The organism is Paenibacillus pini JCM 16418 (assembly GCF_000576305.1).
GTDB lineage: Bacteria > Bacillota > Bacilli > Paenibacillales > Paenibacillaceae > Paenibacillus_AQ > Paenibacillus_AQ pini.
On record NZ_BAVZ01000003.1, the window covers coordinates 211,152 to 236,427 of the forward strand.

Annotated in this window: 23 protein-coding genes; 4 read left to right on the forward strand and 19 right to left on the reverse strand. The window is 40.5% G+C overall.

All coding sequences use genetic code 11. From position 1 onward, the window contains the following. Positions 1 to 210: 210 nt before the first annotated feature. The 15 genes from JCM16418_RS06335 to JCM16418_RS06405 all read right to left on the reverse strand — a co-directional run bounded on the left by JCM16418_RS06335 (position 211) and on the right by JCM16418_RS06405 (position 15,395). Positions 211 to 1,746 carry a DHA2 family efflux MFS transporter permease subunit gene (locus tag JCM16418_RS06335; RefSeq protein ID WP_036647024.1) on the reverse strand — a complete coding sequence of 512 codons (1,536 nt, stop codon included), beginning with the start codon at positions 1,744 to 1,746 and terminating at the stop codon, positions 211 to 213. A 1-nt stretch (position 1,747) separates the two neighbouring features. Next, positions 1,748 to 2,284, reverse strand: coding sequence for a PadR family transcriptional regulator (locus JCM16418_RS06340; RefSeq protein ID WP_052020085.1), 537 nt, complete (start codon positions 2,282 to 2,284; stop codon positions 1,748 to 1,750). 210 nt (positions 2,285 to 2,494) lie between these two features. Further along, on the reverse strand, positions 2,495 to 2,836 hold the full coding sequence (locus tag JCM16418_RS06345; RefSeq protein ID WP_036647025.1) for a DUF1801 domain-containing protein: 342 nt from the start codon (positions 2,834 to 2,836) through the stop codon (positions 2,495 to 2,497). A gap of 366 nt (positions 2,837 to 3,202) precedes the next feature. After that, a complete protein-coding gene (locus JCM16418_RS06350) occupies positions 3,203 to 3,727 on the reverse strand; it encodes a cysteine hydrolase family protein (RefSeq protein ID WP_036647026.1) in 525 nt (174 codons plus the stop codon). A gap of 156 nt (positions 3,728 to 3,883) precedes the next feature. Then, complete coding sequence (locus tag JCM16418_RS06355) at positions 3,884 to 4,561, reverse strand: hypothetical protein (RefSeq protein ID WP_036647027.1); 678 nt, start codon at positions 4,559 to 4,561, stop codon at positions 3,884 to 3,886. Positions 4,562 to 4,702: 141 nt separating this feature from the next. Beyond that, positions 4,703 to 5,503, reverse strand: a complete 801-nt coding sequence (locus JCM16418_RS06360; protein WP_036647028.1) for an SDR family NAD(P)-dependent oxidoreductase — start codon at positions 5,501 to 5,503, stop codon at positions 4,703 to 4,705. Between the two features lie 147 nt (positions 5,504 to 5,650). Beyond that, on the reverse strand, positions 5,651 to 6,229 hold the full coding sequence (locus JCM16418_RS06365; RefSeq protein WP_036647029.1) for a pyridoxamine 5'-phosphate oxidase family protein: 579 nt from the start codon (positions 6,227 to 6,229) through the stop codon (positions 5,651 to 5,653). Positions 6,230 to 6,378: 149 nt separating this feature from the next. Beyond that, the gene (gene budA, locus JCM16418_RS06370; RefSeq protein WP_052020086.1) at positions 6,379 to 7,245 is read right to left on the reverse strand and encodes an acetolactate decarboxylase; all 867 of its coding nucleotides are present in this window, start codon (positions 7,243 to 7,245) and stop codon (positions 6,379 to 6,381) included. 54 nt (positions 7,246 to 7,299) lie between these two features. Beyond that, on the reverse strand, positions 7,300 to 9,315 hold the full coding sequence (locus JCM16418_RS06375) for a methyl-accepting chemotaxis protein (RefSeq protein WP_036647030.1): 2,016 nt from the start codon (positions 9,313 to 9,315) through the stop codon (positions 7,300 to 7,302). Between the two features lie 418 nt (positions 9,316 to 9,733). After that, positions 9,734 to 10,651: a ribose ABC transporter substrate-binding protein RbsB gene (gene rbsB / locus JCM16418_RS06380; RefSeq protein ID WP_036647031.1), complete on the reverse strand. Its 918-nt coding sequence runs from the start codon at positions 10,649 to 10,651 to the stop codon at positions 9,734 to 9,736. A gap of 16 nt (positions 10,652 to 10,667) precedes the next feature. Then, positions 10,668 to 11,636, reverse strand: coding sequence for a ribose ABC transporter permease RbsC (gene rbsC, locus JCM16418_RS06385; protein ID WP_036647032.1), 969 nt, complete (start codon positions 11,634 to 11,636; stop codon positions 10,668 to 10,670). A 1-nt stretch (position 11,637) separates the two neighbouring features. Further along, the gene (locus JCM16418_RS06390) at positions 11,638 to 13,119 is read right to left on the reverse strand and encodes a sugar ABC transporter ATP-binding protein (RefSeq protein WP_036647033.1); all 1,482 of its coding nucleotides are present in this window, start codon (positions 13,117 to 13,119) and stop codon (positions 11,638 to 11,640) included. A gap of 15 nt (positions 13,120 to 13,134) precedes the next feature. Then, positions 13,135 to 13,533 (reverse strand): D-ribose pyranase, encoded by a 399-nt coding sequence (gene rbsD / locus JCM16418_RS06395; protein ID WP_036647034.1) that lies wholly within the window; start codon positions 13,531 to 13,533, stop codon positions 13,135 to 13,137. Position 13,534: 1 nt separating this feature from the next. After that, positions 13,535 to 14,413, reverse strand: coding sequence for a ribokinase (gene rbsK / locus JCM16418_RS06400; RefSeq protein WP_036647035.1), 879 nt, complete (start codon positions 14,411 to 14,413; stop codon positions 13,535 to 13,537). Beyond that, the gene (locus JCM16418_RS06405) at positions 14,406 to 15,395 is read right to left on the reverse strand and encodes a LacI family DNA-binding transcriptional regulator (RefSeq protein ID WP_036647036.1); all 990 of its coding nucleotides are present in this window, start codon (positions 15,393 to 15,395) and stop codon (positions 14,406 to 14,408) included. Before JCM16418_RS06405 ends, rbsK begins: the two co-directional genes overlap by 8 nt. A 175-nt stretch (positions 15,396 to 15,570) precedes the next feature. Between JCM16418_RS06405 and JCM16418_RS06410 the strand changes: the two genes are divergently transcribed. Both JCM16418_RS06410 and JCM16418_RS06415 read left to right on the forward strand, forming a co-directional pair. After that, positions 15,571 to 15,978, forward strand: a complete 408-nt coding sequence (locus JCM16418_RS06410; protein ID WP_036647037.1) for a MerR family transcriptional regulator — start codon at positions 15,571 to 15,573, stop codon at positions 15,976 to 15,978. 7 nt (positions 15,979 to 15,985) lie between these two features. Then, positions 15,986 to 16,987: an alpha/beta hydrolase gene (locus JCM16418_RS06415; RefSeq protein ID WP_256203043.1), complete on the forward strand. Its 1,002-nt coding sequence runs from the start codon at positions 15,986 to 15,988 to the stop codon at positions 16,985 to 16,987. Here JCM16418_RS06415 and JCM16418_RS06420 read toward each other — a convergent pair. Beyond that, positions 16,984 to 17,235: a YolD-like family protein gene (locus tag JCM16418_RS06420; RefSeq protein ID WP_036647039.1), complete on the reverse strand. Its 252-nt coding sequence runs from the start codon at positions 17,233 to 17,235 to the stop codon at positions 16,984 to 16,986. The two genes, JCM16418_RS06415 and JCM16418_RS06420, sit on opposite strands and share 4 nt — an antisense overlap. Before the next feature lie 112 nt (positions 17,236 to 17,347). Between JCM16418_RS06420 and JCM16418_RS06425 the strand changes: the two genes are divergently transcribed. Beyond that, on the forward strand, positions 17,348 to 18,319 hold the full coding sequence (locus tag JCM16418_RS06425) for an aldo/keto reductase (protein ID WP_036647040.1): 972 nt from the start codon (positions 17,348 to 17,350) through the stop codon (positions 18,317 to 18,319). A 219-nt stretch (positions 18,320 to 18,538) separates the two neighbouring features. Beyond that, the gene (locus JCM16418_RS06430; RefSeq protein ID WP_036647041.1) at positions 18,539 to 19,879 is read left to right on the forward strand and encodes an esterase-like activity of phytase family protein; all 1,341 of its coding nucleotides are present in this window, start codon (positions 18,539 to 18,541) and stop codon (positions 19,877 to 19,879) included. A 176-nt stretch (positions 19,880 to 20,055) separates the two neighbouring features. Here JCM16418_RS06430 and JCM16418_RS06435 read toward each other — a convergent pair whose 3' ends face one another. Genes JCM16418_RS06435 through JCM16418_RS06445 form a run of 3 tightly spaced genes read right to left on the reverse strand, consistent with a single transcriptional unit; the run spans position 20,056 to position 25,191 of the window. Next, entirely contained in the window at positions 20,056 to 22,251 is a 2,196-nt protein-coding gene (locus JCM16418_RS06435; protein ID WP_036647042.1) for a DEAD/DEAH box helicase, read from the reverse strand. After that, positions 22,248 to 23,567 carry an ATP-binding protein gene (locus JCM16418_RS06440; RefSeq protein ID WP_036647043.1) on the reverse strand — a complete coding sequence of 440 codons (1,320 nt, stop codon included), beginning with the start codon at positions 23,565 to 23,567 and terminating at the stop codon, positions 22,248 to 22,250. Before JCM16418_RS06440 ends, JCM16418_RS06435 begins: the two co-directional genes overlap by 4 nt. A gap of 22 nt (positions 23,568 to 23,589) precedes the next feature. Further along, positions 23,590 to 25,191 (reverse strand): TerB N-terminal domain-containing protein, encoded by a 1,602-nt coding sequence (locus JCM16418_RS06445; protein ID WP_052020087.1) that lies wholly within the window; start codon positions 25,189 to 25,191, stop codon positions 23,590 to 23,592. Positions 25,192 to 25,276 lie beyond the last annotated feature (85 nt).

The window sequence follows — 25,276 nt, forward strand, 5'->3', positions numbered from 1 at the left end:
ACACTAGTTAAGAATGATATTCATTATCAATTAGAAGGCCTAGTACTCATTTTAGACAGAGCACATTTTTTTTGTCAACCGTCATTGCCAGATAAAATATAGATGTTTTTCATTATATAACAATAGAGACATATCAAAAGAGAGCTACATCCTTTAAGGACATAGCTCTTTTCATTGCCTCGTATATGCAGATTAATGCATATTAAATGATCAACTATTCGCTGACATATTCACTTCCGACGTATCTTGTTTCTTGCTTGATGTTAACCTACTCGATCCGACAAACAGGGCAGTAATCAGTCCTATACTTCCAACACAAATACTAAGTATAAAACCATGATTAATAGCTGTCCCTAACGCCTGTTGAAGGAATTTACGAATCTGTGGATCAATTTTATCTCCTGCTCTCATGAGTAGCTCGGGATTCGCTAAAGTGCTGATTTTGTCCAATGGTATACCCATCTTGGCTGCCCCATCTGTGATTAATCGATTTAGGTTATTATTCACAATCGTTGCCATGATGGAAGCGCCCAGTATACCGCCAATGTTGCGCCAAAATCCTACAATGGATGAACTAACCCCCATATATTTAGGATCTACGTTTGCTGCTACAGCACTCTGAGCAACACTCATTAGCGGACCAACAGCGCCGACGCCAAGCAATATCATCATTATGATCATATAACCACTCGAGGCATCCGTGCTCACCACCGAGAGCATATATCCCACAATAATCGTCATTACCATCGTCGTAATCATTAATGTTCTAAATCTAAATTTCGTTTGTAGAAATCCGAACAGGATAGCTCCAACAATTAATGAAGCCATCATCGGCGTCAGTACGCTATTCGAGTTAGCATGACCTAATACCCCAACGGTGAAGCTAGGTAAGTACGTAATCGCTGAGAACATAATAACGCCCTGACAGAAGCAGAGTATGCTAGTTCCAAGTACCATTTTGTTTTTAAATATCGTTAGTGGAAGTACAGGTTCTGAGGCCCGGCGTTCTACAAGAATAAATAGAGTACCGACAATTGCAGAGGTGATGAAGAGACCAATGACCTGCCATGAGCTCCAAGCGTAATTCTTACCGCCCCACTCAAGTGCAAGCATTAAGGATACCGTTGTTATGATGAGAAATAACGTGCCTAGATAATCGATTTTGGGCTTATGCTCTGAGCGAGTCTCTTTCAAAGCAATGATTAAAACGATCATGGAGGCGAGTCCGATGGGAACGTTAATATAGAAATTCCATCTCCAGCCCAAATGTTCTGCAATAAAGCTACCTAATTGAGGTCCAGCTACAGATGAGAGACCAAAGATGGCACCAAACACGCCTGACATTTTCGCAGCATCCTTCGGATCTTTGAAAATAGTGTAGATGATTGTGAAGCTGATCGGAAATAAAGCCCCCGAGCCTATTCCTTGAATGACGCGAAACATAATAAGCTGATCCGCGTTCTGAGCTATTCCACATAATGCAGAGCCGATAAGAAACATTCCAATCCCGATGAGATAGAACATTTTTCGTCCGAACAAATCAGACATTTTACCAAATACGAGCATTGTGCTTGTTGCAGCCAACACGTAAGCCGTGAAAACCCAGCTTACTTTATCAAAAATATTGAAATCCTCGCTTATTTTATTGATACAAGATGCCACAATCGTGTTGTCCAATGATGACATCAATAACCCTAATGCCATAGCAAGAATGATGAGCCCATTCTTTGAACTTGATGCGGTCACACTAATCCCTCTTTTCCATTTCTATTTGTTCAAAACTTGCCAATCCTTCTGCAATGGCCTCCAGCTTAGCTGTATATTCTTTAATTCCAATTTGTATGCATATGTTATGTGCCGGTTGCATTTCATCTTTATGCCGCATATACTTCGCACTTAATCCTTCTAGTTGTTGCTCTACTTCCTGCTGCACCTGCTTCAGCCATGCAATGACCTTATCGTTACCGGCAAACTGACCAAAATAAAGCCTCATTAAAAAATCTGACTTGAACGTATCCATCTCTAGTGGACTATATAAGTAGGAGTTAAATTGTTCTTTTCCTTTCTCTGTAATGGAATACACATTCTTGTTAGGTCTTCCATCCTGAATGACAATTTCTTTAGTTAACAGGCCCTCCTTCTCCATACGATGAAGCATTGGATAAATTGTTCCATAACTAGAGCTGTAGAAATACGAAAAAATATCCTCGAATTTTTGTTTGATTTCATATCCTGATAACGAGCTATTCATAAGCATACCTAAAATGACATCATGACTGTTCAACTATGCTGCCTCCCTCACTTCCTAAGATTTTACTTCTTCAGGAAGATGCTGTTAATTTATTCCTGTTTCGAGGATTAATGTATCATTGCGATATATATCATGTCAATATATATTAAACCAGTATATACCAAATGGAAATAAGTTAAACGGTAGTTATACGAAAAAGACCAAACCATACTGGACGGCTTAGTCTTTTTTATACAAAAGTGATTAAAGTGAACTTGATGCCTGGCTAACCCATGACACTAGCTGAGCAGAATCAAATGTATCGCCTTTGCGTAGCTTTCTTGTTTTTCGTTCTGGAGGACCCTCGAACATTCCCTCTGCAAAATCCATAGCAGTTGTATTGAAGATCGTAAAGCTAACAGCATCTTTCGAATTCGAGATTGCGGCAGCGTATTTCCCATTTTTCAGAAAATGCGGCTTCTTATACTGAATCCGTTCCTGTACATCAGGTATAGCCTGAAGGACAATCTCTCGCAATTTCGTGGACAGTTCGACTTGCCATGGTTCTTTTAACGCTTCAATAAAATCTGTTACTTCTAGATTCATTCTGGATTCTCTCCTTTATCATCTTTTATTCGAATTACAATATTATATTCTTCTATTCGTCTTCTCATGGATGTATATATCAAGTGCTTTAATTCCTCTATGAGCTAATTTGATAAATAAGATTAAACAATAAATACCTAATGCAGTTGCTCCCAAATAAAAAATAATCATGATCATCGGAAGTATTGAGAATATCCCCATAGCCGAAGTAGAATCCATCAAAAAATTTCATCCTTTCGTAGTTAACGTTATAACGAAGTCAGGTAAAGTTATCAGAGCATTTCTTAAGGTCATCCGGAAAAGTATATCGAGCACTTCATTTCCCTATATGTAAGGTTGGTAAATTATTAACAGGCCTATAGTAGATCAAAATACTTGATCCTCACTTGTTTTATGATTCGAAAACCACTGTAATACATTATTATGGTGATTGATGATTTGAGTAGCTGTAAGCTCCGAAGAATTCCATGTACTATGAGCATCTTTAACCAGAATTACATCATAACCAAGACTAAACGCCCTCCTACAAGTTGTATCTACACAAATATCCGTTTGAATACCAGTTATAATCAATTTATTAACACCTATAGAATCGAGCTGTTCTTGAAGAGTAGTTTTATGAAATGAATCCGGTGTTTTCTTCTCAATGATGATATCCTCTTTATTTGGTGCAATTGAAGGATGAATAAACCAACTCGGTTTACCATACTCAAGTGGTGTTCCTGGGCCTTCTTCATGTTGTATATAAACGATAGGAACTCCTTTTGTTCTAGCATCCGTAATTAATTTTTGGAGCTTAGAAAGTAAGATTTCACCTTGAAACACCGGATCAGATTCATCGAACATAGCGACTTGTACGTCAATAATTAATAGTGCACTATTCGTAGTCATTTACATTAGCCTCCTAGATTTGGATTTTTTGAAAGTTGATTGTAACCGGATAACAAGTCCAATTTAGTTTCGAGTCTTTATCTAAGCTCCACAGAAAGAAATCAATTATGTATTTAGATATATTAGTAGCACTTAAAAAAGAGACTGTAATTGTTGTTATCTTACGGCAGTCATATATTGATTGTAAATCATTGCTTTTAATTCATATAGCTCGTATAAAAGTTTCCTAACTTCTTCATCTTGAGAAAAAACAAATTTGTTTTTCAACTCTACAAACTTCTGGTTTGCGTGATCTGAAACTTTGTTTAATGCCCAGGGGAATGAACATTCTTGCTCCATAACCCTTATTTCCGTTATTGCTCTCCGTAATTGTTCTCTTACAAATGAAATAGGCTCAGTTAATTTAGTTGTTTCACAATAATTTTCATGAATTTGAACCAACTGTTGTTGAATAAATTCATCTGAAGCATCTTTTTCTATTTGCTCACCATTCATTAAGAAATGAGAATCGTTTGATTGTCGGATACTTAGATGTTGAAAGAATACAAAAAGTTCATCATATTTCATCTCTGTTACATCTTCAAAGTTACGCCAGAATAGAGATGTAGACGTAGGTAAAGGTGAATTTCTAAGAAGATAGTTAATACATTCTCCCACGTAGTTATCGTAATTGCTGATCCTTCCAAGTGATAACCATTCGGTAAAATTGTTATCTTTCTTAGCAATGATGACTACTCTTTTATCATATGAGATATACATATCGATACGAAAATGATCTGGGTTAATACTATAACTAGCCGTTTTTTGTTCCATTTCGTTAACCAAATTATTCATTCGAATTATAGTACCTCCATTTCAAAGCTATGTTTACCTATTATCAAGGACGAAATTATCTAACTGAAAATGTAAATAATACCAAGTACAAAACAATGAGGAACTGTTCTGTACTTGGTATTATGTAGGGAAACAATCGATTTAGTTTTGACGATCGCGTACATATTTCATGATTGCACCAGCACCTGCACGAACAAGTACTCCACCATCACAGTTAATTTCTTGTCCTGTAATATATCTACCTTCATTGGATACAAGGAACGACACTAATCCAGCGATATCCTCTGGTTCACCAATAGACGGTAATAGATTGCCTTCTTCCATTAATTCCATTAATTCTTTAGAAAACTTTCTTTTAGTTGCAGGAGTTAGAATAAGCCCTGGTAAAATAGAGTTACAGCGAATGTTGTCTTTTCCGTGCTGAGTAGCAATCGAACGTGTTAGAGACATCAATCCAGCTTTGGACGCTGAATATGCAGTACGCTCATAATCTCCTACTTTACCATTTGCTGAAGCAGTGTTAATAATTGTGCCACCGCCAATTTTAATCATTTCTGGAATTGCATATTTACAACCTAACATAGGTCCACGCAAGTTAATACCCATTACGCGATCCCACATTTCAACGTCCATATCTGGAACTTCTTTGTCATCAATGGGTCCCCAAGCTGCATTGTTATGAAGAATATCTAATTTTCCAAAGGTTTGTACCGTGGTATCAATCATTGCTTTAACTTCAGCTTCTACGGAAACATCCACTTTTACAGCGATTGCTTGTCCGCCGTCATTGGTAATGTCTTTAACCACTTGTTGCGCAGCCTCATAGTTTACATCGGCTACAACGACTGCAGCGCCATCCTCGACCAAACGCAGTACAGTTCCTAAACCAATACCAGATGCTCCTCCAGTAACAATTGCTACTTTTCCTTCTAACTTCTTCATATGCAATCTCCTCTGTTTCCCTTAAGTAAAAAGGTTATTCTTGTTGTAAATTAACAGCAAAGTGTTAATGATATATATTAACCAATTCTAGCCGTCTAAATCCGTGTTCAGGATATGACTAACTGAATGTAAATATTCTTATAATAATTAGACATGCCCATTGTCTATAATCCTCCTATTAAATTCCTCGCCAATCGGTGTTACTTTTCCGTCCATGCTGACTGCATTTTTTTCTTTTCGATATTGCACTAATCTGTCTTCACCCTTATTCTTGGCCCAATCAAGTAGTATGCTTCTGTCACCTTCATAACTATATAAAGGAACGCTAAATCCGCAGGATGCCTTCACGATTTCAATGTCTGAGACAATGATTTGCCTAGTTCCTTCATATATAGTGAATTGCTCCGCTAGCTCATTCCATTCATTGGATGTTGGTAATATTACTCTTCCATTTCCATAGAGTCTTAAAATCAACGGTTTACCTTGAAAAGACATAAACATATATGTCATTCGATTATTTTCCGCTAAGTGGGCACTCGTCTCATTTCCACTCCCAGTTAAATCAAGATAAGCCACTTTATTGGGTGATAAAATTCTAAATGAATCATGTCCTTTTGGAGAAAGGTTCACATGCCCATCCGTAGCTGCTGTTCCAACAAAAAACATATGTTGTTCTTTGATAAAAGCCTCATGTTCTGGTTTCAGACTATCGTAGGATGTTCCCATTAACATTACCTCCTAAGTACTTTTTGTTATATTAACATTACTTATAACAACTAATATAGTTGTATTTAGCTAGATAAACAAAAAAAAGAACCCTTATATGTAAGGATTCTTTCTCGTAATATCGCACTTAAAAGCTATTGTTTGTTTTACTATTCTTTCTTATGGTCGCCTTCAACATCAATGATATCTTGAAGTTGAATCTTCGTTAGATCAGCTTCTGCAAACTCTTTCGTTTGTGGAAGCTGTACTTCGAATTGCGTGATTGGATCGATCTGTACATTAGCTTCATCAAAAGCTAGGTTAAGAATGTGACCACCAATGGTTTTATCATCACTAACAAAGTGGAAGTGAAATCCTGGCACGTTAATTGTTGCAGCATAGTTCGGAGTGTAGAAACCTACGAATGTACCGGATACATTTTTATATTCAAATTCGACTTGTTGTTCTGCTAATACATCTTTAAGAAGACGGTACGGACGTTCTTGCTTCGGTTCGGAACGAGTTTTTAAATATGTCAATTTCACAGGCATTTTGAAAGCATAGAAGTTGTTCTTATTGTCCATTTGCTCTAATAGCTTAGCCGTAAGTTCTGTCGTGTTTGCAACATTTGTAATTTTAGCAGTCTTTTCAGCTTGAAAGTTTGTTGTAACGACGAAAGGAGTTTTCAAATCACCCTTCACTTGCGTCATTTTACCTTTGCTATCGAAACGGTAGAACTTGGAATCAATCTCAGTCAATTCTCCATCTGCACCGTTAAGCGTTCCTAGACCGAAATCACCGTGTTTTTTAACTTCATCAAGCGTAATGTCCCCATCGTATTGACCGCTCATCAAAGCATTGATCGTTGAGTATTGGAACAACTTGTTTTCTTTCTTACTCTTCTCTTGAACAATACCAACAGAATATGTTACTTGTTCGTTTTTCTGTCCATCGTTAGAAGCAGCAAATACGGTTGCTCCTAATGAACCTAATAAAACTACAGATGCAAGTGATGCTACTAATGTCTTTTTCTTCATGTGTTATAACCCTCCGGGTGATAGATTTATAGTAAAGGCATGAAGCCATACTAACTAGATTTTGAATTTTTCTACATCTTGCTTCACTTGCTCAGCCGTTTGAAGAACGATATTAACTTGTTCATTGATGCGTGCAAGAGAACTTTGCTGCGTTTGTGTATCCGTAAGTGCATGTTGTGAATTCGCCGAATTAGAGTTTGAAATATCCGACAATGCTTCAGCTGAAGAACTAATTTCTTCTGAGCTTGCTGCGATCTCTTCTGAAGTTGCACTTAGGCTCTGGATCTCGGCATTCAGTTTAGACATATTATCCATAATGCCAGAGAAAAACGTGTTCACATTGTTACTGAGTGTAATACCATTACTTACTTCTGTTTTAACATCTACTAGGGCATCTACTGATTTCTTTGTTTTATCATTAATTTCAGCGATTAGACGGCTAATTTGTTTGGCTGCCTCAGATGACTGAGTCGAAAGTTTCTTCACTTCATTTGCAACGACAGAGAATCCTTTTCCAGATTCACCTGCTCTAGCTGCTTCAATACTTGCGTTTAAAGAAAGTAAATTCGTCTCCGTGGCAATGCTATTAATAATAGCGGCTATCGTACCAATTTCTTTAGCTTTATCCATTAACGATTGTACCGCTTCAGAAGAGTTGGTTAGCGCTAAATCAATGGAGTTCATTTGGTGCATCGTTTGGATTACACTTGAACTTCCTTCATCTGCTGTTCTAAACGTTTGATCGGAAATATCGCTAATCTCAGATGCGCTACTAGCAATCGTATTAATGCCAATTGCACTTTCTTGAACGGCACGCGAAATCTCTCTTGTGCTTTGAGCTTGAGTAATCGAACCATCAGTAACTTGTTTGCTCACATCATAAATACGAGTTGCAGCTCCCGTAGTTGATGATACTTCTACATTCAGCACATCTGCTGCTTGATAGAGTCCGTGTGTACTGTTTGTTAAATTACTAACTAAATGACGGAACTGTATGGTCATCATTTGAAAAGCTCGGGACAAGTCCCCAATCTCATCATTCGTTTTGAGCGGGACAATATCTTCTGAAAGATCGCCAGTAGCCATTTTTTCAGCTATCAATGTAATTTGTTTGATTGGTTTAACAAATATTTTATTTACGAAATAAAGAATGATACCGAGTAACAATAATGAAGCACCAATCATCAACAACGTATTTACAATAATCGGTCCTTTGAGCTCGTCCAGATCCTTATCGTAAAGGACACCAACTATTTTCCATCCCGTTAGAGCATCTGTTGTGTATATTAATCGAGCATCTTCACCATTAACTTGTGTTTTGTATGTACCTGATGTAGACGAGTGTATCGCCAAAATAGATTTATCTTTGGATACATCCGTTCCTGCCTTGATCGTTGGATGTGACAGAATTTTATCCGTGCCATCAATGACATATGCAAAGCCCTTTTTTCCGATTTTTTGTGCTTTTATTGTATCTGTAAGATATTGCTTGAGTGATAAATTCACGGCGGCAACACTGAGATTATCTTTCGTCGTTTTTGCTAGTGTAATAACTACGTTCCCTGATCCCGCTGAAACGTAAGGATCGGAAATAATGACTTTTCCTTTATTCTCCATCGCTTTCGTATACCAGACACGAGTACGTGCATCGAATCCATCTTTCATTTTAGATTGTGGCTCGATAGCGAATAATCCACTCGTTGTTGCAAATCCGATAAGTTCTGTATCATCCGTATGTACTGCTTTAAACTCTGTTAATGCTGATTGCACTTCTGTATTTGTATGAATATTATAACCATCAATTGGAGTCATCACGCCTGATGTTGGGGTTGATAAGGTTCTAGCGAGCACATCTGTGTCTTTCATAACGGGTAGTACGACGCGGTCTACAATGGTCGTTAAGTTTGTAATTTGACTGTTGGATGAACTTAACAATTGTTTTTCTAAAGAAACTACAGAATTTTTGTAAGAAAAATACCCTCCAACAACGCTAGACATTAAAACTAGTAATAAAAATACAGTGAACTGCTTTTGACTAATCTTGAACTTGAACATGTCTTTCATCTTCATCTAGTAAATTCTCCTCTAAGTTATAAAAATAGAGATGCCTTTTGAGCACCTCTTTAAAAACAGCGTAGGAATAATAGGCTAGTCTGCTGATTCTAAGGTGTGTTTCATCATCATGAGGGATGTTGCTATATAATCATCGGTTTCAAGCTACTAAAGTCTTAATTTGTGAGTAATATAAAACGTTTTCTATTCAAAATAGGAAAATAGTTCTAATGCACGATTAGAATAATATCAAAGAAATTAAGAAATTGCTACTAATTTCATCACACATTTTATAATCGATTAGACCTGCTTTTTTTAAGTAATCGCTTACATATAGAGGTGGATATTAGAAGACATACAAAAAGAGGCAGGACTTTTCAGTTCTACCTCTCAACTAAATATATATTCGGTTAAATTAATATTTATTCTATTTTATTTATTCTTTAGTTACTAATTTAAGTGGTGCTGGAATCGTTTTCTCAACCGTCTTACCTTGAAGAACATCCTTCGCAGCTCGTATAGCAAGCTGTCCAATTAAGTCAGGCTGTTGCGCAACAGTAGCGGTAAGTTTACCCTCTTTAATTGATTTTAGTGCATCTTCATTACCGTCAAAACCAACGACTGGTATGTTTTTACCTGAGCTTCGGATTGCTTCTATAGCCCCAAGAGCCATTTCATCGTTATGAGCGAACACAGCTTGTACATCTGGGTTACCTTGCAACAGATTCTCCATTACGTTAAGTCCTTTCGTGCGGTCGAAATCAGCGGATTGCTTCTCGATCACTTTAAGCTGTGAATCTGCTACCTGATGGAAGCCCTTTCCACGTTCACGAGTAGCGGAAGCACCGGGTACGCCTTCTAGCTCGATAACCTTGGCTCTTTTACCGAGCTGCTCTACGATATAATCGGCGGCCATTTTACCACCTTTTACATTGTCAGAAGCAACTAACGCTTTAATATCGCCTTTATCAGCAGAACGATCCAATGTAATAACAGGTATGCCTAACGTATTCGCAGTTTGAACAACCGTCGAAATCGCAGATGAATCGGTTGGATTGATCAACAGTGCATTGACACCTTGCTGAATTAAATCGTCCACATCATTACTTTGCTTAGCTGAGTCATTCTGGGCATCAACCACGATAACCTTAAGCCCTTGTTTCTTCGCTTCAGCTACAACCCCGTCCTTAAGAGAGACAAAGAATGGATTGTTTAGTGTTGAGATCGAAAGTCCTATTTTCATCTCGTTCAGATTGCTCGTGGCTTTGGGCTTCGCCCAGCCCGGCGGTTCAAGGGAACATCCTGTAATGATGATCAACATTAGGGACATCAGAATAAGCGATAATTTTTTCATGTGAGTACATCCCTTCTTATGCAGATTTCTTCCGATCGATTAAGACCGCGATGACAATAACAATCCCTTTGACAACCATTTGGTAAAAGGATGATACCCCAAGCAGATTAAGTCCGTTATTTAATGTGCCGATAATAAGCGCACCAATCAATGTTCCGACAATTCGTCCACGTCCACCGGATAAGCTCGTTCCGCCCAATACAACCGCTGCGATCGCATCAAGTTCATATGAAGCACCAGCAGTAGGCTGAGCTGAATTCAATCTCGAAGTAAGAATGGCTCCAGCCAAGGCAGATAGTATACCTGCTAAAGAGTAGATCATGATTTTAACACGGTCGACTTTAATACCCGATACGATCGAAGCCTTCTCATTCCCCCCGATAGCGTACGTTTTACGGCCAAATGGCGTTTTATGCAGAATGACCCATAATACGATAAAGGTAATAACCATCGTTATTGCAGGAACCGGAATGCCTAATTCATAACCGCGACCAAACAGTTGAAACACCATACTGTCTCCAAGTCCAGTAATCGGATTACCATTCGTATATACCAGCGTGAGTCCACGGAAGATCGTCATAGTGGCAAGCGTAGCGATAAAAGGAGCCATTTTTCCTTTGGTGATCATTAGTCCATTTACCATCCCCATGACACCACCGAGAACACAGCCAATAATAATGGCGATAATCGGGTCAAAGCCTGAGAGCATCATGTTTGCTACAAATGCACTAGATAACGCTAGAATTGAACCTACCGATAGATCTATACCACCTGTCAAAATAACAAACGTCATCCCAAAGGCAATCAATGCGTTAATTGAAACTTGACGCAATAAATTCAAAATATTAAGTGGGTCTAAAAAACTAGGATTTAATACCGATACAATAATAATAAGAATAATCAGACCAAGAAGCGGGCCCAGCTTCTGCGTGATTTGAGATAACTGAAAGCCTTTTTTCGCATTTGTTCCATTCATCGTTGTCATATTACTGTCCTCCTGTAGCTAAAGTCATAATTTTCTCTTGGGTAGCTTCTGCTCTAGTTAATCCACCACTGATTGTACCTTCATGAACAACTAGAATTCGGTCGCTCATGCCCAGCACTTCCGGAAGCTCCGAGGAAACCATGATAATCGCTACTCCGCGGTCCGTAAGCTCATTCATTAATTCGTAGATTTCTCGTTTAGCACCAACATCGACACCACGTGTTGGCTCGTCTAATATTAACAAGCTCGGACCAATGCCTACCCACTTGGCAATCACGACTTTCTGTTGATTCCCACCAGACAGATTGCCTACGGCTGTTTCTCCAGATTGCGTTTTAATTTGCAACCTCTTAATTAGAAGGTCAACAAAATCGCTCTCTCTTTTGCTTGAGATTAGACCTTTGCTTGTAAAACTGGACAAACTAGTAAGAACCATATTCTCTCGGATTGAGAAATCTAATACTAGACCCTCATCCTTACGATCTTCAGTTATGAACCCAATGCCAAGCTTTACTGCATCATCTGGGGTACGAATATGTGCTTTCTTACCTCTAATCCAAACTTCACCGCTATCGAGATGATCTAGTCCAAATAATGCTCTCATGATTTCGGTTCGACCCGAGCCCATAAGACCAGAGAATCCGACGATTTCGCCAGAACGAACATTAAAATTCACTTTTTCGAAAAGACCTTTACGCGACGCATTCTTCACCTCAAGCACGACTTCCCCATCCACCTGATTTCTAAAGGGATATCGTTCTGTAAGTTCGCGTCCAACCATCTTCTTAACGACATCGTCAAAATTCGTATGGGGAATTTGTTGTGTATCAACGGTTCTCCCGTCGCGCATGACCGTAATTCGGTCACAGATCTCGAAGATCTCTTCCATCCGGTGAGAAATATAGACGATGGATACACCTTCTTTTTTAAGAGAGGTAATGACTTCAAAGAGCTTATGAATCTCTCTTTCTGTTAGCGCTGCTGTTGGCTCGTCCATCACGATCACTTTGGCATCAGTTAATAGAGCCTTCGCGATCTCAATCATCTGCTTCTCACCGACGGAGCATTCACCAGCTTCACGACTTAAGGGAATCGTTACCGCAAGTTTCGCGAATTGCTTCTTTGCTAGCGTTTTCATTTCTTTCGTATCTAAAGTTCCCCACTTAGTTGTTAGTTCTTTGCCGATAAATAGGTTCTCAAGCACGGTCATATCTGGCCAAACATTTAACTCCTGATGGATAAAAGCGATACCCTTCTGCTCAGCTTCCTTAGGGTTTGCAAAATAGGTCTCTTGATCATCGATTATAATCGTTCCTTGATCTCTTGGATGAAGTCCGATTAGGATATTCATAAGTGTAGATTTACCTGCACCGTTCTCTCCCATCAAGGCATGAACCTCACCTTCACGGAGATTGAAATTAACGCCGCTAAGCACTTGATTCGTACCGAAGGATTTATGAATGTCTGTCATCTCAATATGCATGTGGGTTCCTCCTCTTTATCCAAAATAAACACCTGACTGTAAAATGCAGTTTGCATATGGCTTGGCCTCACCTGTTCTAATGATCGCCTTCGCGTACTGAGTCATTTTTTTAAATTGTTCATGTGTCAACATATCTATCGTACTTTCCTGAAAGGTTTCGTTAATATAATCTAATGTTTCCATGTTCTCTTGTTCTATTTCTTCCGCAACAATAACCTTCTCAATCACCATATCCTCAGCAATGATGTCCACGACATCTTTGAAGCTAGGAACGCCAATTTTCAGTGCCAAATCAATTTTGGGAACGCCTTCAGGAATCGGGAGGCCTACATCGGCCACAACGATGTAATCAGTGTGACCTAGATCGGCAAGTATTTTAGCAATATGACTGTTGAGTATCCCGTGTTTCTTCATCTTATAAGGTCGCCTTCACTTCCATTCGCATAGGCATACCACCTTGTGCTCCAAACTTCATTACTGAAAGAGAAGCGGCACGATTAGCAAACCTCAAACTTTCTTGCAGTAATTTACCTTCTGCCAGCGCTACGGCAAAAGCCGCATTGAATGTATCTCCTGCGCCTGTCGTATCTAGCGCCTCAACCTTGTACGTTGGAACAACAACTTCTTTCTCGCCGTCAAAATAACGAACACCGTTACTGCCTTCCGTTATAAACAGCTTGTTCGGATACTTACGAAGGGATGCTGAGACCTCCGCGCCGTCAAACAAAATTGCCGCTTCGTGCTCATTTGGAGTAATGTAAGCTGAATTCTCAATAATCTGGTTATCAATCTTCCGCGCAGGAGCGGGATTCAGTAATAAAGGAATTCCATACTCCGCACATTTGTTACTCACATAAGCCACACTTTCTTCGGGTATTTCTTGCTGAATAAGGACCATATCCGAACCTTTAATGACGTCCAAAGCCCGTTCAATATAAGCAGGCGTAACTTCATCATTTGCAGCTTTCACTACAATGATGCTGTTATCATTCTCAGCTAAGATAATATGAGCAGTGCCACTCTCCATATGTGTAACCGGTTCCACATAGTCCGTATTAACGTTATTTAAGTTTAGATTCTTCAAAATCTCTTCGCCAAAAACATCATCACCAACTCGACCAATCATGGTTACCTCAGCCCCTAAACGGGCCGCAGCAACAGCTTGGTTAGCTCCTTTGCCTCCAGGTAATGTCTTAAAGCTCTCACCAAGAACGGTTTCTCCCGCGCCTGGTCGTTTCGATGATGTTACAATAAAGTCCATTGAACAGCTTCCTACTACACAAATCTTAGCCATGATGTTCCACCTTTCTCGTCGTATCCCGCTCGATGAAATGGACGGGGAATTGTATATTTCGATGTTCTACAAAGCCTTCTTGAATCAGTTTAATTAATAGACCTGCTGCTTGCCTTCCCATCTCATAGGCTGGTTGATGAATCGTTGATAGCGAAGGAGATAATAATGCACTTAAGGGAATGTCATCAAACCCTATAATCTGTACATCATCCGGTACTCTCCTACCTAAGCGATGCGCTTCATGAAGTACTGCTGTAGCGACAATATCGTTGCTTGCAATGATTCCATCTGTATCTAGATGTTTGTCAAACAGCTCTTTCGCCCATAATTCTGCTTCAGCAAAAGAGAACGAAGTCGTTTGGATAACGTTATAGGATATCTTATTCTCTTCCAGAACTTCTAACGCTCCTTGAAATCGATCTTGAGCAGGCCTGATATGTACAGGTCCTTGCATAACGGTAATACGTTTACTACCACGGCTGATCATTTCTCGCGCGGCAATTCTTCCGCCTTCTCTTCCGTCAGAGTATACCGATGGACTATCTGTAGAAGTGCGGTCTAGAAATACAACTGGTATTTTTAATTTCGAATACGTGTCCGAATTTGGATCGTTGGTGGATGATATTACACCTACAACATTGTTTTGGATAAAGGTCTGAATGTATTCCTGTTCCTTACGATGATTCTCGTCACTGTTGCCAAATATGATTCGGAAATCATTCTTCTGCATCTCATCCTCTACTCCGCGCGCTAACTGCGGGAAATATGGATTCGTAATGTCAGGTAACAGTAACCCGATTAATCGGGACTTGCGTTTATATAAAGACCGCGCAACTTCATTAGGCGTATAATTCAATTGTTTGACTGCTGCTTCAACCTTGTGCCGAGTATCCGCATGAACATAACCTGTCTTATTAATCACCCTCGAAACCGTTGCTACGGATACACATGCTAGTTTTGCTACATCTCTAATCGTTGCCATATCTATTCACCTCATGAATGTAACCAGCAAGTGATGTGTAATTTGTGTAACCGGTTACAGTTACTAAATTATCACATATCTTTTCTTTTGACAAATGATTTATACTGTTAATACTTTACAGCTGCATTTGCACTAATTGCCGTTTTCTATAAGACTCGAAGAAAGGATGCTGAGCATGGAAGGATATTTACGTGGGCAAATCGCAGACATGACCAATTTAAATATTGAAACCTTACGATATTATGAGAATTATGGACTGATTCCTTCCCCACTGCGTACAGAATCTGGCTATCGTTTGTATTCAGAAGACGTTTTGATACGGTTAGCCTTCATTAAGAATGCTAAGTCATGTGGGTTCACACTTAAAGAAATTAAGAAAGCTATAACGAAATCCGTAGATAGCTCCATTCACATCGCTGATTTCCTTCATGTAATTGAGAGGAAGATCGAAAGTATTAACATTGAAATTGCTAATAGAGAGAAGACTAAGTCCCAATTATTGAATCTGAAATCCAATCTTCAGTCGGAGAATAAAGATCCGGGTATACAAGAGGTTCTTCAAGCTCTTAACATGAATTCATGACTTGACCTTGTACCCTACTACAGGTTCTACACTAATTGTATTAAACCATGTAGGGGGAATCACAATGCAACACAGTTCTAGTATTGAACAGCTCAGCACGATTAAAGCTTTTTTAAAACAAACAAATAATAACATAGGCAAATCGGTAGAAGAACTCCGAAACGAAATGGTTCAAGCTTCAGCCAAACTGCCTAAACTGCCTAATGTTGTATTTCAGAAGATCGAAATCGGGCCTATAAACGGAGAATGGGTAACAGCTGGTGATCTTGTAACGGAGAAAGAAGATGAACAGCAAGTCATTTTATATTTTCACGGGGGAGGATTCTTTACAGGTAGCTGCGAAATATATCGTGATCTAGCAGCAAGAATAGCTCAGTCCAGTGGTGTGAGGGTACTAACGTTAGAATATCGCCTTGCACCTGAATTTTTGTATCCAACTGCGAACGAGGATTGCCTATTCGCCTATCACTGGTTATTAGAAAACGGATATTCAGCTCATAACATTGTGTTTGGCGGTGACTCGGTTGGGGCTAGTCTTGCTCTAATGACCCTTCTCTCTTTACGAGATGCTGACGAAGTATTACCTGCAGGTGCTTTTCTGATATCACCACACACTGATCTTGTGCATTTAGACGGAGAATCGTATATCACAAGAGCTGAACTTGATCCTACGGGGAGTTTAGCGTATAACCAAAGAATACGAAATACTTATTTAGGATTAGGAAATAAACAGCTAGACGAATATCCGGCTATTCTATCCCCGCTTAGGATGGATTTAAGAGGCTTACCTAGTATACTCATCCAAGTAGGTGATCAAGAGGTTTTATTAAGCGATGCTGTCCGATTCACTGAGCGTGCGAGAGCGGCAGGTGCCCCAGTCTTACTCGAAGTTTGGGAACAAATGTGGAGTGTTTTTCACTTGCTTGCCTATATGTTACCTGAAGCTGAACAAGCGATTAATAACATAGGCCAGTACGTACGAACCCTTTTAACCAGGTCACAGTCTTAGTCTCTAGGGTAGTCTACGCGCATAATATCCATGAAAGGAACTTTAGTCATATCTTCAGACCCTTGTACATGTATTTTACCGGTACGGGAATCCATCAATATAATTTGGCCACGAACGGGTTCTTCTTTACCCCATACTGTGAGCAAAATCTCTGCATTTTCCTGTTTCGCTTCATTTAACTGGTTACCGATTTCCTCAAGAACAAACTCATCACGTGTCGGGCGTTTCGCCACTTTTGCTTTAGCCATGTTAAAACCTCCAATTTTTTAAACGACAATCTTGATCATAACCTATTTCAGTCTATTTTTCGAGCTAAATACCAAATTAGTACACATCCAATTTCAGTTAGGAGCATGAATTATGAACAAAAGAATGCTGGGATCATTAGAAGTTTCTGCCTTAGGTCTAGGTTGTATGGGCATGTCACCACAATATTATGGAGCGCGAGACGAGAATGAATCGCTACAAACGCTACATTATGCACTAGATCATGGTGTCACTTTCTGGGATACCGCCAACGTATATGGTCGTGGTCATAATGAAGAATTGCTTGCTCAAGTTCTGAAAGAGAGACGTGAAGAAGTCGTACTTGCGACCAAATTCGGACTTGTTCAAAAGGATGGTGGTGTCGGGGTTAACGGAACACCTAACTATGTTAAATCTTCTTGTGAAGCCAGTCTGAAACGACTCGGCGTAGATCATATTGATCTGTACTACCTCCACCGTGTAGATCAGGACACACCTATTGAAGAGACCGTTGGCGCTATGGCTGACCTAGTTAAAGAAGGTAAAATAAGACATATCGGACTTTCGGAAGTTTCCGGAGAGACGCTAAGTAAGGCTTTTAACGTTCATTCCATTACAGCTGTACAATCGGAATATTCACTTTGGAGCCGTGATATTGAAGAAAGCACTTTTCCTGCATGTCGTGAGCTAGGCGTAGGAATTGTACCCTATAGCCCACTTGGTCGTGGATTCCTAACAGGTGAGATTCGCAAATTTGAAGATTTTGCAGCAGATGATTACCGAAGAGGACTTCCACGCTTTCAAGGTGAGAATTTTCAAGTGAACCTAGACATCGTAAGCGAACTAGAACGCATGGCGCAGGATAAAGGTGTCAAGGCAGCTCAACTCGCTCTAGCATGGGTGCTGGCACAAGGTGAAGATATCGTTCCTATTCCTGGTACTAGTCGCAGAGCAAATTTAAAGACGAATATTGAAGCTGCTAACATCATCCTCTCGCCACATGAGCTTAACGAACTAAATACGCTGGCAAGTAAAATAAAAGGCACACGCTATAGTGAACAGTCTATGAGAATGACCAATCTATAACTCAACGGTAAATGTAATACCCTTAAATTGTAAAGGAAACCCACATTCTCATCGAGAGTGCGGGTTCCTTTTTACATTACATAGACATGAACTCTTTGAATGTATATTTTTTACAATCCATATTTTACAAAACTAGTGATCTATTATGAGCTTACGTTAACATTGCATTGATACTATACTAGTTAGTCACATAAGAGATCGAAGGGAGAATATATAACATTGAATAAGAAATGGCTTATCAGCGCGACAGCAACACTTACACTTTCGCTTGGGGCAGGAAGTGTATCCGCTGCCTCGGTTAATGGAACTCCTACATATGAAAATTGGGATGAATTCCGCTCCAGCGTGGTATTAACTGAAAAACCGGTTCAAACAGGTACATATAAGCTAAATGCTGCTGATCTAGCAAAAGGAATCAAAATGGGTGTCGGCTCTTCGCTTACACATATTCCAGGAGATCCAGACAATGTATTCTACTCAACAGCCGACCGTGGACCTAATGGTCAAATTGATGTAAAGGGTAAAACGCTCCGTACGTTTCCTGTTGCAGATTACACACCTACAATTTATAAAATTCAAATAACGAATGGAGAAATTAAAATTCTCGATAAGTTCCCTTTGAAAGTGAACGGTGTCAATCCAACTACGGGTACATCCAACATTACGGGACTTCCGAACATCAAAGGCCGCGATGAGGCACCTTATGATGCAGCGGGTTCCAAAGAACTAGCATATGACCCATATGGTTTAGATATTGAAGGAATCGCATATAACGTGAAAGACGATTCGTTCTGGATTTCAGATGAATATGGCCCGTCTATTGTTCATGTGAAACGTGATGGAACGATTATTGAACGTATTGTACCTAAAGGCTGGGCTACTCAAGTATCCACACCACTTGTACCTGCTCGTGAAGTCCTTCCAGCGGTGTATAATAAGCTACGCCAAAACCGCGGAGCAGAGGCCATAGGCATAACGCCTGACGGAAAGTATATGTTCATGGCTATGCAGAATGCTCTACGTAATCCCGACAAAGCGATGGATAACTCTCGCCAAGTACGTATTATCAAGTTTGACCTAGAGACACTTACACCAGTTGCTGAATATGCGTATCTCTTAGAAGATGCTAAACAATTCAAGAAATTGGTTCAAGGCGACATCGTCATCTCCGATATGGTTGCAATCAATGAGCACACGCTTCTTATTGATGAACGAGATAAATTCGCAGGTGATCAAGCGCAGTTAAAGCGCATTTACTCGATCGACCTATCCGATGCAACGAACATTCTTGGTAAGTACGATGATGCAACCGCTGCCGGTAAAACAATTGAGCAAATGTCAACTGCGGATCTGAAGAAAAATAACATCTTACCTCCAACTAAACGTACTGTACTTGATTCAGTAGAGTTTAAATATCCGTATGAGAAAATCGAAGGCGTATCGCTTATCAACGGTAATACGTTAGTTATCGTAAATGACAACGACTTCGGTATTGATAGCACATCTCCTGAGAACGGTACGGAGCTGTGGACCTTTAAATTGCCTTATTCAATTAAATAATAGCTATACGCAAAAGAAAAATTAACGCGTAAACTTTAATTTTTTCTAAAAATACACAAAGAGATCGCTCTATTTGGAAATGGAATTACTACTACCATTCCTAATGAAGCGATCTTTTTGATTTTTGCTCATACGTAGTGCGATCTCAGAGAAATAATTAATTGATTGTATCGTACTCACGGTTTCATCGTATTTATCAAACCCTTATACAACCCAGAAACATCTAAACCATCGATGGCAAAAGCATGTCTTACCAGCTCGGGCGCTACAAATTCATCGTATTTACCGATGTAAGGAGCTTCATCAGGATCAAGTAATGATCCCGAATCATGACAAGCAGCGATTTCGCGTAAAATTTGATTCATTAGCGTCTGATCGTCCGTCTTACCAGCGACAATGAAATAATACGGTTCCATCGGAACAACAGATCTAAGTGATAATCGATCCGTTAAATTATGCTTAAGCAATCGTTCCAGTGTTCTGAACTGCTTACTTCCCACCCAAGGAAGAATAAACAAGGAATCTCCACCCGCTGGTATCACAAACTGCTTCAACATTCCACTTTCCCGAGCGAGCCGTCTGGCTCTTTCCAGACGATTAACTGCTTGAGGAGATAAATAACTGTAAAGGCTACTCTCTTCAAGCACTTCGCGCATTTTGTGCAAAATAAGTGTATGAACATCCCCGCCTGCACCAAGCCAAAGTGTATCGACCTTCCCTAGCGCAGCTTTTACATAAACCGCCTTATGCTTTGTATCCACTTCGACGACCTTCCATAGCTTACCAGCTAGTGAAAAACAATAGCCTGGAGGTGGCACCGTTGTAATAGACCCAAGCTCCTCAGAACCGTTATATACTACATGTTCCTCATCATCTTTGAAAACGGCAAAGAAACGGAAATTATTCACGATTCTTTCTCCCATGAGACCAATCAATAGTGTCTTCTCATCCGTCCACTGGATATGATCCGTCTGAATTAGATAATTCAGAAATACCTTATACTTCTCTGCCCCAATCTTTCGGAATGAAGGCAGCGACAGAACCGCCTCGGCAAGTTCATGGGGCATGGCTTCCCCCATACTCTTCAGAATGCTCATCGTCTGGTGATACAGAAGACCAATTGGAAATTCTCTAATATCTAGAGGTTCTACCCATTTATGACGAACGTATAGCTCGATAACCGCGATTGCCCGCAGTAATGTCCAAGGCATACGAGCTGGAAGTGGCGCCTCCTCATCTTCTTCCTCCGGACATACGAATAGCATTTCAGATGCCATATCATCTCGTCTACCTGATCTACCGAGCCTTTGAACAAAACTGGATGCGCTATAAGGCGCGCCTAATTGCACGACACGCTCAAGCTCGCCGAGATCAATGCCCAGCTCCAGTGTCAGTGTAGCAGCAGCAACCGCTGGGCCCACACCACCCCGCAGGGCAGACTCCGCTTCTTCTCGGAGCATAGCGGAAATGCTCCCATGATGCACATAGAAAACATCAGGTTGATGCCGCTTAGCGGCTACCTTTCTCAGCTCTAAGGTGGTAAGTTCTGCATCCGAGCGACTATTGGTAAAGACCAATGCTTTCTTTAAATGTGTACTGTCATATATAAAATCGTAATATGCATTACGTGCATTCTGCAAATGCTCTGCTTGCTCTTCGTCTCTAGCATCTGGGAAGGAGAAATGCTCTACACGTAGCCGAAGCTTCCTTACGGCTGGAGATGATACAACCTCGACGGGATGCCTTGTTCCCGCCCCGAGCCAGTCTTGAGCAGCTTCATAATCACTTAACGTAGCAGATAGTCCAATTCGTCTAGGAGAGCATCCAGTCATTCGCTCGATTCTAGCCAGTTGACTTAGCACCTGAATACCACGATCTGCGCCCATAAAGGCATGAACTTCATCAATGATGATATATCGTAGATCCCTAAACAATGCTGGAATCGCATTGGGACGATTCATGAGCAGACCTTCAAGTGACTCAGGGGTGATCTGAAGAATACCAGAAGGCTTGCGCATGAGCTTACTTTTCTCCGTTTGCGAAACATCTCCATGCCAGTGCCATACAGGGATATGTGCTTCCTGAATGAGATCCTTCAGCCGCTCGAATTGATCATTGATCAATGCTTTGAGCGGACCAATATACAGTATGCCTACTGAACTTGAGGGCTTCTCATACAGCTCAGTAAGAGCTGGGAAAAATGCCGCTTCGGTTTTACCAGAAGCCGTAGCCGCTGCAATCAGCAAATGATTCGGTGTGTCGAAGCAGACTCGGCATGCCTCGACCTGTGTAGGCCGCAGGGAATCCCATTTTCTTTTGTACATAAATTCTTGGATAAATGGGGCTAGTCTATGAAAAGGACTATCGCTCATAGCTCAAACTCCGCCAGAAAGTCATCCATTTCATCTGAATCTGTATCCGCAGGTTTCACTTCTCTATCGCCAAGCACCTGATCGTATGAAGCTTCTGGATTCTGATGTAATGTGTGCATGACATCCATGAAATCTCGCACAACTTCTCTCGTGGTTAGCAGTTGATCTGCCCCTAAACGTCCAACCGCCGACTCCATAAAGCGAATCAGATCTGCATCGGTTAAAGTTGCTGTATATCCAAAATGAAGGGCATGAATATGCCGCAGCTTTTGTAAAAGAATTAAAATTTCTTCATGAGAGAGCATATTCAGCTTCAAAATCGGACCCGCATAGTTCTGGTATCCTTGCCCTGCATATCTACCCTCTACTAAACGTGAACGAAGCGCTTCATAACTGAATAAGCCACGGCGCTCGTCCTCCACAAACTGAGGCGTACCGCCAATGAATATACCAAGATGCTCCGCTTTGCCTTGCATTGTATCATTGAACATCGTAAGCAGCTTCTCATAATTACTTTGACGTGAGATGCTATTCGTTATTTTATATAAGTTAACACCTTCATCAATAAATAACAGTAAACCCTTATAACCGATTCGTGCCGTGAACTCCGACCACAGTTTAATATAGTCATACCAATTGTCGTCATCGATAATAACGCCAACGAGTAGATCCTTCTTCGCTTCTGTCTTTGTTGCATATTCTCCGCGTAACCAACGCAAAGCGGCCTGCTTCTGCTCTTCATCAGCAAGCTTGTACCCGCTCCAATAGGAGGCGAGCACACGCGCGAAATCGAAGCCATGCACTAAATTCTGCATCTCATTCGTAATGGTGTAAATCCGCTGCTCCACTTCCTCGTTAAGCGCTGGATCACTGGGGCGAAGCTGAAGCTCCTTCATGGCATCTTGCTGTATTGAAGAGATCCACTTCTGCAACATTGCCTCTAAAGCCCCTCCATCGGGTCTTGTCCGAGTCGACAAATGCATCATAAGCTCTCGGTATGTCGCAAGGCCCTGCCCTTTCGTACCGACAAGTCTCCGTTCAGGAGACAGATCTGCGTCAGCAACTACAAAATCTCGATCCATCGCGTAATTGCGTATCGTCTGGAGTAAGAAGCTTTTTCCACTACCATATCTGCCGGTAATCAGCTTAAGAGCGGCTCCCCCTTCCGAGATATTATCCATATCTCTAAGGATAGCCTCCACTTCCGCTTTGCGCCCAACAGCGATATGCTCAAGTCCTACCCGAGGAACAACACCCGCTGTAAGCGAGTTAACGAGCGCGGTTGTTAAACGCTTCGGAATTTTAACTTCTGTCAAGTGAGGTCACCTCTTTATCTGTTCACTTTAGATTTTTGAAATACGATATATATTCATCCATGATTTGTTCTCCATCGATAACGAGGTCACCAATCGTCTCCATCGATGCTTCGTTAATCTCATCAATGAGGAGCGCAGGCATCGTTCCATGAGCTTCGGCAACTTGAGATAGTCCATGATAAGGTCCTTTTTCCATTAAGGTTGCCAGAATGTCCAAATGGGATGTGCTTAGTAAACTTGCAAAAAGCTGCCACTCCTCATCCATTCCTTCTGTATTCCAAGAAATAATCTCATGTTCATTCCCTGAGTTAACTTGTAAGGGAGAAGATTCTAGCATATTTGGGACCTGAGTGTCTAGCTGCATGGGTTCATTATCTGTATACTCAATTTCCTTCGTGCTTAACTGTTCATTTTCTATTTCCGACTCGATGTCCATTTTAATTTCGATACCTGTTGGTTTCGCTGTTTCATTCTCATCTTCAATCGTTAGCATATTTCGCACCACCTCTGTATCCAGCTGTAAAGCGGTAAGCTTGGCTGAATCAATCGAAATACTTGGTGGAGTCTTTTTCGCTCGGGTGAATTCATTCGTTACATAACGTTTGATTAGTTTCTTGACTTCTGGTTCTAGTTCAATACCTCGCAGACGTCCCTTGAATCCGCGCAGCTCACGCAAAATATTTTCCGTATATTTGAATAGCTGTGTCACATAGACTCTTAATGGCAAATATTGCTGCAAGGGAACACAAGTCAACATAACCGTTCTGCCATACAAATTAGGGTCATACATAGCACTTCTAAATAAGTAGCGTTCAACCGTCTTTTCTTCACCGGGATGAAGCATATTAATGAGATTGACTTCATTCGTTTTGAGCATATATGAGTCTACCAGTGCAATAACCTTGGGGATATAGAGTTCAAGATCGAGCCGTCCGGTACTGTTATAGAATTTACTTCGAAACATATCATAATCCGATAAAGCTGATAACATCTCTAACGTTAAGCGAGAAGGTTCTTCTTTCAGCATCCTTAACAATTCAATATTGAGAAGCTCACCCTTCAGCGACGTCTGCGACTGGGCCAGAATATCAATTAATGGAATATCTAAACCATGGACAAGCACGAAATCAGACACCCAATCAGCAAGATATCCATTCAGTTGACGATAACGAGCACGATAAGATTCCCATATCTTGAGCAGTAGTGCATACCCTTCTTCAGGTTTGTCCCAACCAATGCCGTTGATCAGCTCATAAATGTACACAAAAACATAAGAGAGATCATTATCCAGGTATCTTTCCTTCCTTACCTCACTTCGCCAGTAAAAATACCATTTAAGCTGTGACTCCATCATCTCATCATAAGTGGGCCAATAGCTCATAAATGGAACAAAAGGCACTTCGTCCTCCACTCTTTCCGTCCATTCCGTTGCTTGCAATAAGAATTCATGCTCTTTTGTATAAAAAGGGAACTCCTCAACTGGCGATAAGTCCAACTCAATCTCTTCCTTAGGCGGAATGGATGAACTTCTTGGTGGAATAGGCGTACCCTGAGTCTCCACACTCTCTATCGTCTCCAAGATTTCAATCTCAGTAAATTCGATCATTCGATCATTCGATTTCATTTATTTATACATCACCATTCAATCAACTTATTTATAATTAATTATATTATATCAATATAAATAAAACATGCCGCCATCGAATTTA